This window comes from Rhodococcus sp. MPR-R1B, assembly GCF_058793255.1.
In genome coordinates, this window is sequence record NZ_JBXAFO010000010.1 from 229,444 (window position 1) to 241,872 (window position 12,429).

Genomic DNA, 12,429 nt, shown 5'->3' on the forward strand with positions numbered 1-12,429 from the left:
CATGGCAAGAACCAGACTGGGGCGGACGCTCCCCGAGACCGTCGGTGTTCACGGAGCGATCGAACATTCTGCTCCGGCCATCACCTTCGATCGCGTCAACGTCGCCTACGGCCGCGGGAAGACCGCAACCCATGCACTCGTCGATTTCAATCTACGAGTGGCGCCGGGTGAAACTGTGGCACTGCTGGGGCCCAGTGGATCCGGCAAGTCGACCGCTCTGAAGGCCCTCGCGGGATTTGTCCGCCCCACGTCCGGTTCCGTCAAGCTCGGCACCCGAGACATCACCAATCTGCCTCCCGCACAACGCGGTATCGGCGTCGTCGTTCAGTCGTACGCTCTCTTCCCGCACATGCGAGTATCCGAAAACGTAGCCTTCGGACTCCGAGCCCATCGCGTGCCGCGGTCGGAGATCGGCCCTCGCGTGGCCGAAGCCCTCGACATGGTCGGGATGTCGGCGTACGGAAAGCGGCTTCCCCGTGAACTTTCCGGCGGTCAACAGCAGCGAATCGCCATTGCCCGAGCGTTGGCAATTCGCCCTGGAGTACTCCTCCTCGACGAACCACTGGCCGCCCTGGATGCTCAACTTCGCGAGAGCATGCTCGGCGAACTGGCGAGACTGCGCGCAGCACTACCTGACACAGCCATGCTCTATGTGACGCACGATCAGAGTGAAGCCCTGGCGCTGGCAGACCGAATCGCAGTGATGCGCAACGCCAGACTCGCGGACATCGACACCGCTGAGGCCTTGTGGAAACGTCCGCCGTCCAGCTTCACCGCGGCGTTCCTCGGGGGTGCCAACCTGCTGCCCTGCACCGTCACACGCGTCATCGGCACCTCCGCGCTGGTCTCGATCGGTGGCACGCCGTTCACTGCTCACGCCCCGCAGCCCGAGATCGGGCACATCGAATGGGAGTCCGACATGGACGCCTACCTGTGTGTTCGTCCACACGCGGTAGCCGTAACCGGTGTCGGCGCACGAGGATCATTCCCGGCGCGCATCGTCTCGAGCGTCTGGCGCGGTTCCACGACGCGTCTGACGCTGGCTGTACGTGGCCTCGACGACGTCCGCGTCGACGCGGATGTTCCAGGGCACGACGAACGACCGGTCGACACCGAAGTGGGCGTCGTCCTGCCCACGGACGGCAGTGTCCTGGTTCCGGCGGATCGCCACCCATGACGACAACCCTGGAACGCCCCGAAACCGCTGCGCCCCAGCACAAAGACCCGATCCCGTGGCGCCGGATCGGCTGGACGCTGCCACCACTGCTTCTTGTCCTCGTGTTTGCTGTCTATCCCACCGCACGTGTCCTCACGGAATCTCTGAGCACCGCAGATGGCACCGGGTTGTCCACGTGGTCTTCGGTGCTCGGTTCGGAACTGTTCAGAACCGCGCTCTGGCGGACCATCCAAATCGCCGTGGCGTCGACCCTGGGTTGCCTGATCCTGGGAACCTTCCTCGCCTTGGTGCTTGCCTTCGTTCCGTTCGCCGGATCCAAGGTGGTGGGGCGATTGATCGACACGGTGCTCGCCCTGCCGTCTTTCCTGATCACGCTGGCGTTCACGTTCCTGTACGGGACAGCCGGCGCCGTCAACGCCTTGATCGTCCGCATCACCGGCGATGCGAGCGGCCCACTGAATTTCCTCAACACTCCGTTCGGTGTGATCGCGGCCGAAATCACTTTCTTCACACCCTTTGTCGTGCGTCCGCTATTGGCAGCGTTCACCCAGATTCCGCGTGAACAACTCGACGTGGCAGCCAGTCTCGGCGCGTCACCCGTCCGAGTTCTGCGACAGGTGGTGATGCCGGAAGCGTGGCCGGCCCTCCTGGCCGGTGGATCGCTCGTGCTTCTGATGACGCTGAATGAATTCGGCATCGTGCTCTTCACCGGGGCTAAAGACGTCGTAACTCTGCCGGTCCTCATCTACACCCGCGGCATTGTCACCTTCGACTTGCCCGGCGCAGCAGTGATCGCGACGGTCCAGGTCGCACTCTCACTCGGCCTGTACTGCCTCTACCGATTCACCTTCAACAGATTGATGGGAGGCAGCCGTGCTGCTGTGGACACGAAGCTCTAGGGCCCTCGTACTCGGATTCTTCACCCTGGTCGTAGCGGTGGTTTTCGTCGCGCCCATCGCCACCGTCGTCGCGGCTGCCTTGGCCGGATCGTGGACCGGTCCACTCCCGTCGAATCTCGGCGGCAAGAACTTCTCCACGGCGCTGTCCGACGAGAACTTCGCCAGCCTGATCGTCAGTTTGCAGACTGCATTCATCGCGGGGGCATTGGCTTTGATCGTCGGAACGTGGGCCGCGCTGGCCTCGCGTGAGGCACCGATGTGGCTGCGGCGCATCACCGATGCCGTATTCCATTTACCGATTGCGGTTCCGTCGGTCGCGATCGGCTTGGGTCTGCTCATCACTTTCAACGAGCGCCCGCTACTGCTCGGCGGCACCAAGTGGATCGTGATTCTCGCTCACACGGTTTTGGTGCTCGCCTTTGCCTTCAGTTCCGTATCGGCCGCGCTCGAACGGCTCGATCCCGCCTACCGTCAAGCTGCCGAATCACTCGGCGCCGGCCCGGTGCGGGTGCTGACACGGGTAACGCTACCGCTGCTGCTCCCAGCGTTGGGTGCGGCCGCCGGGCTTTCCATCGCACTGTCGATGGGTGAGCTGGGCGCAACGGTCATGGTCTACCCGGCGACATGGAAGACCTTGCCGGTCAGCATCTTCGGACTCACCGACCGTGGCCAGGTATTTCTTGCCGCAGCAAATACGACACTGCTGCTTGCAGTCACCCTGGTCGCCCTCATGGTGGTCGGCAGAATTCGTCGGCGCTGACCTTGCTGTGGGCCTTTATTAACCGCCGGGGGTTAATAAAGGCGCACAGCAGGGGTTTATCCCTTCCTCAGGATGTACCGCTGAACCTTGCCACTCGGGGTCTTGGGCAGGTTCGGAACAAAGTGCACTGTGCGCGGGTATGCGTGCGCTGCAAACTTCTTCTTCACCAGGGTTTGCAGTTCCTTCTCGAGTTCGTCGTCACCGTCGACACCTTCGCGAAGAACGACGAACGCCTCGAGAACCTCACCACGCAACTCGTCGGGCATGCCCACCACGGCGGCCTCGATGACGTGCTCGTGCATGACCAGCACGCTCTCGACGTCGAAGGGACCGATGCGGTAGCCCGCCATGATGATGACGTCGTCGTCGCGCGAGGAGAAGAAGAAGAATCCGTCCTCGTCCGTCATTCCCGCATCACCGGTGATGTACCAGCGGCCGTCTTCGCTGAATCGCTGCTTCGTCTTCTCCGGCGCATCGACGTACCCGGTGAACCACATCAACGGGCTGTTGTGAGTATCGATCGCCACGCGGCCCTGAGTGCGGGCCGGTGCAATGTCATCCGAATTGTCTTCCAGCACAGCGGCAGACCAACCCGGCAACGGACGGCCCATGGATCCGGGACGGACATCGTCGCGAAGTCCGTCGGCCCAGGCGTTGACGATGAACATGCCGTGCTCGGTCTGGCCGTAGTGATCACGGACCTCGACGCCCAACGAGTTCTTCGACCACGCAACAACATCCGGAGTCAAGGGCTCACCGGCCGAGGAAGCGCGGCGCAGCGAGATGCCTTCCGGAACGGGAGCCTTGTCGGCACGCAGACTGCGGTAGACGGTCGGAGCGGCGGCAAAATTGGTGACACCGAACTTCTCGATGATCTGCCACGTCAGCGGCGCGGAGAATCCGGCGTGCAGCAGCAAGCTTCGCGTGCCGGCGGCAAGCGGGCCGAGCAACGCGTAGTACAGCCCGTACGCCCAGCCCGGGTCTGCGGCGTTCCAGAACACGTCGTCCTCTCGGACGTCGAGGCCGAACTCCTGGTATGCGTGGAACGAGGCGAGCGCGCGCACCGGAACCGGCACGCCCTTGGGTGTTCCCGTGGTGCCACTGGTGAACAACTGCACCATCGGTGCGTTGCCGCCGACTGCCTGAGCAGCGCCCTTCGGATCTTCGGCATCCTGAGCTGCGACAAGTGCGTCGAAGTCCAACTCGTCACCGGCCGCGCCGCCCGCGACGATGACCTGCCATGCTGCGTCGGCGGGGATGTCCTCTCCCGGCGCGAGCTTCTCGAGCTGATTGGCGTCGGAAATGACCACCTTCGCGCCGCTGGCCGTCAAGCGGAAAGCGATGGCCGGCGAAGCGAACGCCGTGAACAAGGGCACGTGGACTGCTCCGCGGCGCCAGATTCCGAGGAGCGCGACCACCAGGTCCGCAGACTTACCCATCAAGGTCGCGACGTTGTCACCCGGCTCGACTCCGAGGTCGGCCAGAGCTGCCGCGAAACGCGCCGACTGCTCACGTAGATGACCGTAAGTGAGGTCCACCGAGCTAAGGTCTGCCTCGACGACGGTGAATGCAACGCCATCCGCGGGATGCCGATCGCAGAGCAATTCTGCGGCGCTGGCATGCGGGGTGTCGTACTGGTCCAGCAGCTCGCGCACCCGTGCGGTGGGATCGGTGCTCATCAACTTGCTCCTTATCGATCGTCGTATGGTTGGCCCGACCGGTTACGTTGGCGGCTCGTCATACGTACTGTTCACCCCCTATGATCTAGCTCACAAGAGAACTTCACTACCCCCAGAAAGGGGTACCTGCGTGAACCGACATGCTTCGTCACTTCTGCGCCCCCGCGACGGGGACGCAATGCGAGGTGAACTCCGCACAATCGCAGCTCAGGGCGTTGTTCCCGTGCTGTTCGGAGGCGAGGTCCAGGACGGAACCCTGCACCTGAGCGAATTCGTCGGCACCCGCACCAACAACCTCAAGGGCTTGGCCATCCCGCCGCGCTCGGGCATGGGCGGACGCGTCGTAGCCCAGGGTTCACCGATCACCGTCAACGATTACGGCAATTCGCAGTCCATCACTCATCACTTCGACCGTCCTGTTCTCAGCGAGGGCCTGCATTCGATCATCGCCGTTCCGGTCATGGTTTCGGGAAAATCGCGCGCTGTGCTCTACGCCGCGATCCGCGATTCCGCTCCGTTGGGTGACCGAACAGCAGACGTCATGGTCGGCGCATCCCGGCGTCTCGGGATGGAGTTCGCCATCCGCGACGAAGTCGATCGTCGCCTGCAACTACTGCAGGCCGCCGCCGCGACTACCGCCGACGGTATGTCTTCGGAAGAGATCCGCGGAGTCCACGCCGAACTACGCAGTGTCGCCCAGACCGTCACCGACACCGACTTGCAGACCAAACTCCGCGGACTCTCCCAGCGTTTGGCCAACCTGCTCCGTCCCACCGCCGACGCCGAATCCGACGTCACGCTCACCCCGCGTGAAGTGGATGTTCTCTCTCAGGTCGCACTCGGCTGCACCAACATCGAAGCCGGCCAACGGCTTTCCCTTCGCCCGGAAACAGTCAAGAGCTATCTGCGAAGCGCGATGGGAAAGCTGGACGCGAGCTCACGCCACGAAGCCGTGGTGACCGCCCGGCGGTTGGGACTGCTCCCCTGACGGGTCAGTAGCCTTCAGGCAGGGCGGTGAGCATGTCACGGGTGACTGCGACGGCGTTGTCCGAACTTCCGCCCCGCACAACCAGAGTCGCGAAGGCCAGGTTCCCGCGATAGCCGACGAACCACGCGTGCGATCCCCCTTCGACCTCGGCTTCACCGGTCTTGCCGTACACCTCACCCTGATCTTCGACGCGTTCTGCAGTACCGCTGGTGACCACGAGTCGCATCATGCCGCGCAGGCCGTCGACCATGGCGGGCGAGATCGCCGGGCGCTCACCGTCGATGGTGGTTTCGCGCCCTGAAATCAGTTGCGGCACCGGAGTCGAACCGTTCGCGACCGTCGCCGCTGCCATCGCCATTCCGAACGGACTGACCACGACCTTTCCCTGACCGAACCCGTCTTCGGTCCGCTGCACCAGATCCGACGCCGGCGGCACCGAACCGGAATCGATCGGCAATCCCACCACGTTGTAGTCCTGGCCGATGCCGAACTGCGCTGCGGCAGTGGTCAACGTGTCTGGTTGCATCTCGCTGGCCAGCTTGGCGAAGGACGTGTTGCACGAACGCGCGAAGGCCGTTGCCATCGGCACCGTGCCGAGTGAGAACTCGTTGTAGTTGGGGACGCTGCGCTCACCGATCTCGATCCGGCCCGGGCATGGCACCATCGTGTCGGGGGTCGCCTGACCGGTCGAAATTGCGGCGCCTGCCGTGATGATCTTGAACGTCGAACCGGGCGGGTACTGACCCATCGTCGCGACCGGTCCGTCGCGGTCTGCTGCCTTGTTCTGTGCGACAGCCAGGATCGCCCCACTCGACGGTTCGATGACCACCATCATCGCCTGATCCTTGTTCACGTTCACGGCACGCTGAGCAGCGATCTGAATGTTGCGATCCAAACTGATACTGAACGACGGAACAGGTTGCGGCGCAGTCTCGGTCAGCACATCGGTGTCGACGCCGTTCTGGTTGACCGTGACGACACTCCAGCCGGCTTTGCCGTCGACCTCGTCGATGATCGTCTTCTTGATCTGCCCGAGAAGGTCGGGCGCGAACTCCGGGTCCGTCGAGACGAGATCCGATTCGTCCGAGACAGATACTCCCGAAATGGCTCCCAGTTGCGCCGATACCTGGTCGTAGTCGTCACTGCGCAGGCGGGTCACCAGATAGTCGCCCTTGACGGCCGTCGAGGATTCGGCGATCGATTGACCCGTCAGCGAAGAATCGAAGCGACCGAGAACACTTGCGAGATTGTTTGCGGAACCGATGATGTCGTTGCTCTTGGAGCGATCGAACTTCACTCGGTAGACAATTCCCGGCACCAGGACATCCGTGCCCGAATGCTCGTTGACCCGCGCTCGCGGCGCCGCGGTTGCCCGCAACGACATCGTCTGCTTGTCACCGAGGCGCGGGTGAACGTCCGTCGAACTCCACCGGACGGACCAGTCGCCGTCCTTGCGTCCCATCTGCAGCTCGCCGTCGTACGTCCACACACGGTCTTTCGGAAGGTGCCACTCGTAGGTGTAGCCGACCGTCGCAGTGTCACCGTTCATCTTCACCGACGTGGTCTCGGCAGTCATCGACTCGGCCTGGAGCGCATCCCAGGTGTCACTCAATACAGGACCCGCGGAATCAGGCCGGTCCGTCAGTTTTGCTGCCTCGTCGATATCCCTGTCACCGAACGCACTCAGGAACTGCTGCGCGACGGGCTCGGGGCCGGCGGGTTTCGGAGTACACGAACTGATCCCCACCGCCAAGAAAATCACGGTGCAGGAGGCCAACAGTTGGGCCGAGCGACTACGAGAGAAATGCCGAGTGTTCATCGAGCCCCATAGTAGGGCGACAAATGCTCCACCCAGCGTAGGCGCGACCATTGCACGCGGCTTGTACGGTCAGTCGAGCAGCACCGTCGAGAAGGTCGCGACCTGTCGGAACCCCACCCGCGAATAGGTCGACCGCGCAATCGTATTGAAGCTGTTGACGTACAGGCTCGCAATGCGACCGGTCGCCATGATCGACTCCGCTACAGCCGCTGTACCGGTCACGCCGAAGCCCTGCCCACGAAATTCCGGGTTGACCCACACACCCTGGATCTGGCCACAGCGAGCAGACATCGAACCGACCTCCGCCTTGAAAACGACCTGGCCGTCCTCGATGTGCGCCCACGCTCGACCAGCGGCGATCAGGCTAGCGACACGGTGCCGGTATCCGCGCCCACCGTCGTTGGCACGCGGGTCGACTCCGACCTCTTCGATGAACATCGCGATCGCGGCAGGCAGATAGATCTCGAGTTCGTCCGAGCGAACCTGCCGGACCAGCGGATCCGACGAACATGCCAACGGCTCGGAAACCGCGAGCAACGGCTGTTCGGGGCGAACCTCCCGCGCAGTTCCCCAATCGAGCTCGAGCATCTCCCACAGCGGCAACGCCAATTCGGCGCGGCCGACCACCGACGAGCACATGCGCGGAATCCGACAGGCACGGTCGGCGAATGCCCGAATGTCATCCGGATCGCCTCGAAGCGGAACCAGATTCGCCCCGGCAAAGCACAGTGAGGACAACGGCCCGCCTCGACTCCACAGCTCGCCGTGAATCATTCGTGGGTCGACGCCGCATTCTTCGACGCGCGCGGCAATCATGCAGGCCGCCACCGGATCGGCGTCGAGTACCCGTCGGACGTCTTCGAGATCTCGACTTCCGACCTGCTTGGCTCCGAGGAGTTTGAGCATCCGTCAACCCCCTCGACTCGACTGCGCGTCCACGAATATCACTACCCGATCATGATGCACTCAGATTGCCACGAACCTGACACCGACGGGGAAGATTCATCCGGCAATCACTCAACTCACGGTGACGACCGGCGCACCCTCCGAGGCGTCACCCTCCATGCTTTCGGCAATTTTCATCGCCTCTTCGATCAACGTCTCGACGATCTGCGCCTCGGGCACCGTCTTGATGACCTTGCCCTTGACGAAGATCTGGCCCTTGCCGTTGCCGGACGCCACACCGAGGTCGGCCTCACGCGCTTCACCCGGTCCGTTCACGACGCAACCCATGACTGCCACGCGCAGCGGGATCTCCATGCCTTCGAGGCCGGCGGAGACCTCGTCGGCAAGTGTGTAGACGTCGACCTGTGCACGGCCACACGAGGGGCAAGAGACGATCTCGAGCTTGCGGGGACGCAGGTTCAGAGACTGCAGAATCTGGTTACCGACCTTGATTTCCTCGGCCGGCGGGGCCGAGAGCGAAACCCGGATCGTGTCGCCGATACCCTCCGCGAGCAGCGCACCGAAGGCGACCGCGGACTTGATCGTGCCCTGAAACGCCGGCCCTGCCTCCGTGACGCCGAGGTGCAACGGGTAATCGCATTTGGCGGCGAGTTGGCGGTAAGCCTCGACCATGATCACCGGATCGTTGTGCTTGACGGAGATCTTGATGTCACCGAAGCCGTGCTCTTCGAACAACCCGGCCTCCCACAGCGCGGACTCGACCAACGCTTCGGGCGTCGCCTTGCCGTACTTCTCCATCAACCGAGGATCGAGCGATCCCGCGTTGACACCGATACGGATCGGAATGCCTGCGTCACCGGCAGCCTTGGCCACCTCTTTGACACGGCCGTCGAATTCCTTGATGTTGCCCGGATTGACGCGCACCGCAGCGCATCCCGCATCGATTGCCGCGAAGATGTAGCGCGGCTGGAAGTGGATGTCGGCGATAACCGGGATCTGGCTCTTCTTCGCAATGATCGACAACGCGTCCGCGTCTTCCTGACGCGGGCAGGCGACACGAACGATGTCGCAACCGGACGCGGTCAGTTCCGCGATCTGCTGCAGCGTTGCATTGACGTCGTGCGTCTTCGTGGTGCACATGGACTGCACCGAGATGGGGAAATCGCTGCCCACACCTACCGTGCCGACCTGCAGCTGCCGTGTCTTGCGTCGAGGAGCAAGAATCGCTGCGGGTGCCGAGGGCATTCCCAGTCCGATAGGGATGGTCACGTCTGTGCCTTCTTTCATAGCTTCACTGCAAGTTTAGCCGGGCGATCGCCGCACTACCGCGCGGCAACCGTCACCCTTCTCACACGGTCAGAAGATCTTGATCGGATTGACGATGTCAGCCGTGAGTGTCAGCAACATGAACGCGCCACCGATCACGATGAATACGTAAGTAATCGGAAGGAGTCGCGTGTAGTCGACCGGGCCGCCGGGAATCAAGCCTCGGCGGGCGCGGAACCAATCACGGATCTTCTCGTAGAAGACCACCGCGATGTGACCGCCGTCGAGCGGCAACAGCGGCAGGATGTTGAAAACACCGAGGAAGAAGTTGATCGATGCGAGCAGTCCGACGAACATCGGCCACTCGGCTCGATCTGCGGCCTCGCCACCGATCACGCTGGCACCGACCACGCTGATCGGTGTGTCCTGGGCGCGTTCGCCGCCCGTGATCGACTCCCACAGTGCCCCCACCTTCGACGGAATGTCAGCCAATGCCTTCACCGAGTCGACCATGATCTGGCCGGTGTAGTCGAAGGCCGCCGGAACAGCAGTGAGCGCGTTGTACTCGATCAGATTGCTGACACCCTCAATTCCGACAGCGCCTACCTTTGCCAGTTCCGGCGTTGTGCTGCCGTCTTTGGCTACGTAACGCTCAACCGGCGATACGTCGACCGGAACTTGAACAGTCTCGTCGCCGCGCTCGACTGTGAGCGTGACTGTCCCGGACTTGTCGCGGATCGCCGCGGAAACCTTGGCGAAAGTGTCCGTCGGTTGACCGTCCACCGCGACGATCCGATCGCCGGCAGCAATTCCGGCTGCCTCCGCCGGGCCGGTACCGGTGCAATCCGCGAGTTTCCACCCCTGATCCTGTCCGAGCTGCGTCGGAGCAACACACGTCACGCCCTTGACAACAGGCGGTGCCGGCTCCGTACTGGTTCGACCCCAACCGAGGAGCAATGCGTAGATCAGGAGGAACCCGAGAATGAAGTTCATCGCGATACCGCCGGACATGACGACGACGCGCTTCCACGCCGCCTTCTTGTACATCGCGTGCGGCTCTTCTTCAGGCGTCATCTCGTCGAGGGCCGTCATGCCCGCGATGTCGCAGAATCCGCCCAGCGGCAGCGCCTTGAGGCCGTACTCGGTCTCACCTCGACGGAACGAGAAGATCTTCGGTCCGAAGCCGATGTAGTAGCGGCGAACCTTCATTCCCAAAGCCTTGGCCGTCCACATGTGACCGGCTTCGTGCAGGGCGATGGACACGCCGATGCCGAGGGCAAACAGCACTACGCCCAGTGCAAAAACCATGAAAGCTCTAGCCCTCCTGCTTCACGAGCTGACGCGCTCGTGTGCGTGCCCAGCCGTCTGCGGCCAGAACGTCGTCCACGGTAACCGGTTCCGCGGACCATTGACCTGCATCGTCGAGAACAGCGGCCACCGTGCGGACGATCGCCGGGAAGGAAAGGACACCGTCGAGGAATGCCTGAGCCGCCACTTCGTTGGCCGCGTTGTAGATCGCGGTGAAGCAACCGCCGGATTTGCCCGCGCTTCGCGCCAGATCGACGGCGGGGAACACCGACGAATCGAGCGGCTCGAATTCCCAGGTGGAGGCGGTGGTGAAGTCGCATGCCGACGCAGCACCTTCGATGCGGTCCGGCCAGCCTAGAGCGAGAGCGATCGGGAGCTTCATGTCCGGCGGGCTTGCCTGCGCCAGCGTCGACCCGTCGAAGAAGGTGACCATGGAATGCACGATCGACTGCGGGTGCACGGTGACGTCGATGCGGTCGTAGTCGATCCCGAACAGCAGGTTCGTCTCGATCAGCTCGAGGCCCTTGTTGACCAGAGTTGCCGAATTGAGGGTGTTCATGGGCCCCATCGACCAGGTGGGGTGCGCTTTTGCCTGAGCTGGATTCACACTTTCGAGATCCTCGGCGCTCCAGCCACGGAACGGCCCACCCGAAGCGGTGAGAACCAACCGGGCCACCTCGTCGCCTGTTCCACCACGTAGGCACTGGGCAAGCGCCGAATGCTCCGAGTCGACCGGCACGATCTGACCGGGGGCGGCGGCTTTCGTCACCAGCGCTCCGCCGGCGACAAGCGATTCCTTGTTCGCCAGCGCCAGGCGCGCTCCCGAGTTCAAAGCCGCCAGTGTCGGTTCGAGTCCCAACGAACCGACGAGCGCATTGAGGACAACATCGGCACCGCTGTCCCGAACCAGTTCTGTCACGGCGCTCGGTCCCGAACGGGCGGTTACCGATTCCAGCGCCGATGCCGCTGCAGGATCGGCGACGGCGACGTCCGTGACGCCGGTTGCACGAATCTGTTCGGCCAACAACTCGACGTTGTTGCCGCCCGCTGCAAGACCGACTACTTCGAAACGGTCGGGGTTGGCAGCGATGACCTCCAGCGCTTGGGTACCGATCGAACCGGTACTGCCGAGGAGGAGGACGCGGGTACGTGTGGTTTCCTGCACTCGCCCATTGTTCCTGATAACACCTGAGAACAACCTTATCGACGCCCAACTACGTACGACAGGCAGTCGTATGTCACCATATTGGGCAGTAGTGCAACCGAATGAGCAGGAGGATCGACCGTGGCCGATACCCAGTTGGACGTCAAGTCCAGCGCCCCCGTCGTGGTCTCGCACGTCGATGAGGCCGAGGTTCCCTCTGCCGCATGGGGGTGGAGTGGTGAAGGACTCAAGTTTTTCCGTTTCCTCGGATGGTTCTTCGCAATATTCCTGCTTCTGATGATGATCGGAAACCATCACGGCAAGGTCGAGGATCTGTGGCTCATCGGCACCGCCGGATTGATGATCTTCATTCTGGTCCGCGACATCGTCATCCGTCGCCGCCCGCGCTAGAAACCTGACAAAGAGAAGGGCTCCACGAACGAAAGTTATCCTGTCGAACTGGAAGGGTGTCCATGTCAGCAC

At 62.9% G+C, this 12,429-nt stretch carries 11 protein-coding genes; 5 read left to right on the forward strand and 6 right to left on the reverse strand.

Annotated features, from left to right (window positions below):
- The first annotated feature begins 1 nt into the window (after nt 1).
- From AC1Q61_RS16710 to AC1Q61_RS16720, 3 genes are read left to right on the forward strand one after another with little or no spacing between them, the layout of a single operon-like run.
- Nucleotides 2-1,177 (forward strand): ABC transporter ATP-binding protein, encoded by a 1,176-nt coding sequence (locus AC1Q61_RS16710; RefSeq protein ID WP_042924411.1) that lies wholly within the window; start codon nt 2-4, stop codon nt 1,175-1,177.
- Nucleotides 1,174-2,076 carry a 2-aminoethylphosphonate ABC transporter permease subunit gene (locus tag AC1Q61_RS16715; RefSeq protein ID WP_042924412.1) on the forward strand — a complete coding sequence of 301 codons (903 nt, stop codon included), beginning with the start codon at nt 1,174-1,176 and terminating at the stop codon, nt 2,074-2,076. The genes AC1Q61_RS16710 and AC1Q61_RS16715 overlap by 4 nt, the downstream gene beginning before the upstream one ends.
- On the forward strand, nt 2,051-2,836 hold the full coding sequence (locus AC1Q61_RS16720) for an ABC transporter permease (RefSeq protein WP_003942733.1): 786 nt from the start codon (nt 2,051-2,053) through the stop codon (nt 2,834-2,836). The genes AC1Q61_RS16715 and AC1Q61_RS16720 overlap by 26 nt, the downstream gene beginning before the upstream one ends.
- Nucleotides 2,837-2,892: 56 nt before the next feature.
- Here the strand turns inward: AC1Q61_RS16720 and AC1Q61_RS16725 are convergent, their stop codons facing one another.
- Entirely contained in the window at nt 2,893-4,515 is a 1,623-nt protein-coding gene (locus AC1Q61_RS16725; RefSeq protein ID WP_003942743.1) for an AMP-binding protein, read from the reverse strand.
- Between the two features lie 178 nt (nt 4,516-4,693).
- Here AC1Q61_RS16725 and AC1Q61_RS16730 point away from each other — a divergent pair, with 178 nt between their 5' ends.
- The gene (locus tag AC1Q61_RS16730) at nt 4,694-5,503 is read left to right on the forward strand and encodes a LuxR C-terminal-related transcriptional regulator (RefSeq protein ID WP_042450799.1); all 810 of its coding nucleotides are present in this window, start codon (nt 4,694-4,696) and stop codon (nt 5,501-5,503) included.
- 4 nt (nt 5,504-5,507) lie between these two features.
- Here the strand turns inward: AC1Q61_RS16730 and AC1Q61_RS16735 are convergent, their stop codons facing one another.
- The 5 genes from AC1Q61_RS16735 to dxr all read right to left on the reverse strand — a co-directional run bounded on the left by AC1Q61_RS16735 (nt 5,508) and on the right by dxr (nt 11,967).
- Nucleotides 5,508-7,322 (reverse strand): penicillin-binding transpeptidase domain-containing protein, encoded by a 1,815-nt coding sequence (locus AC1Q61_RS16735; RefSeq protein ID WP_042450801.1) that lies wholly within the window; start codon nt 7,320-7,322, stop codon nt 5,508-5,510.
- Between the two features lie 69 nt (nt 7,323-7,391).
- Nucleotides 7,392-8,228 (reverse strand): GNAT family N-acetyltransferase, encoded by an 837-nt coding sequence (locus AC1Q61_RS16740; protein WP_042924416.1) that lies wholly within the window; start codon nt 8,226-8,228, stop codon nt 7,392-7,394.
- Between the two features lie 111 nt (nt 8,229-8,339).
- Nucleotides 8,340-9,497 carry a flavodoxin-dependent (E)-4-hydroxy-3-methylbut-2-enyl-diphosphate synthase gene (gene ispG / locus AC1Q61_RS16745; protein WP_007734888.1) on the reverse strand — a complete coding sequence of 386 codons (1,158 nt, stop codon included), beginning with the start codon at nt 9,495-9,497 and terminating at the stop codon, nt 8,340-8,342.
- A gap of 87 nt (nt 9,498-9,584) precedes the next feature.
- Nucleotides 9,585-10,802, reverse strand: coding sequence for a M50 family metallopeptidase (locus AC1Q61_RS16750; protein WP_042924418.1), 1,218 nt, complete (start codon nt 10,800-10,802; stop codon nt 9,585-9,587).
- Between the two features lie 7 nt (nt 10,803-10,809).
- The gene (dxr, locus tag AC1Q61_RS16755) at nt 10,810-11,967 is read right to left on the reverse strand and encodes a 1-deoxy-D-xylulose-5-phosphate reductoisomerase (protein WP_030535659.1); all 1,158 of its coding nucleotides are present in this window, start codon (nt 11,965-11,967) and stop codon (nt 10,810-10,812) included.
- Nucleotides 11,968-12,087: 120 nt separating this feature from the next.
- Here dxr and AC1Q61_RS16760 point away from each other — a divergent pair, with 120 nt between their 5' ends.
- Nucleotides 12,088-12,357: a DUF2631 domain-containing protein gene (locus AC1Q61_RS16760; RefSeq protein ID WP_003942762.1), complete on the forward strand. Its 270-nt coding sequence runs from the start codon at nt 12,088-12,090 to the stop codon at nt 12,355-12,357.
- Nucleotides 12,358-12,429: the final 72 nt, after the last annotated feature.

What these genes read in the sequence shown, in the direction of transcription:
- AC1Q61_RS16710 (WP_042924411.1), top strand. Translation starts at nt 2, where the DNA reads ATGGCAAGAACCAGACTGGGGCGGACGCTCCCCGAGACCGTCGGTGTT.
- AC1Q61_RS16715 (WP_042924412.1), top strand. Translation starts at nt 1,174, where the DNA reads ATGACGACAACCCTGGAACGCCCCGAAACCGCTGCGCCCCAGCACAAA.
- AC1Q61_RS16725 (WP_003942743.1), bottom strand. Translation starts at nt 4,515, where the DNA reads ATGAGCACCGATCCCACCGCACGGGTGCGCGAGCTGCTGGACCAGTAC.
- AC1Q61_RS16730 (WP_042450799.1), top strand. Translation starts at nt 4,694, where the DNA reads ATGCGAGGTGAACTCCGCACAATCGCAGCTCAGGGCGTTGTTCCCGTG.
- AC1Q61_RS16735 (WP_042450801.1), bottom strand. Translation starts at nt 7,322, where the DNA reads ATGAACACTCGGCATTTCTCTCGTAGTCGCTCGGCCCAACTGTTGGCC.
- AC1Q61_RS16740 (WP_042924416.1), bottom strand. Translation starts at nt 8,228, where the DNA reads ATGCTCAAACTCCTCGGAGCCAAGCAGGTCGGAAGTCGAGATCTCGAA.
- AC1Q61_RS16750 (WP_042924418.1), bottom strand. Translation starts at nt 10,802, where the DNA reads ATGGTTTTTGCACTGGGCGTAGTGCTGTTTGCCCTCGGCATCGGCGTG.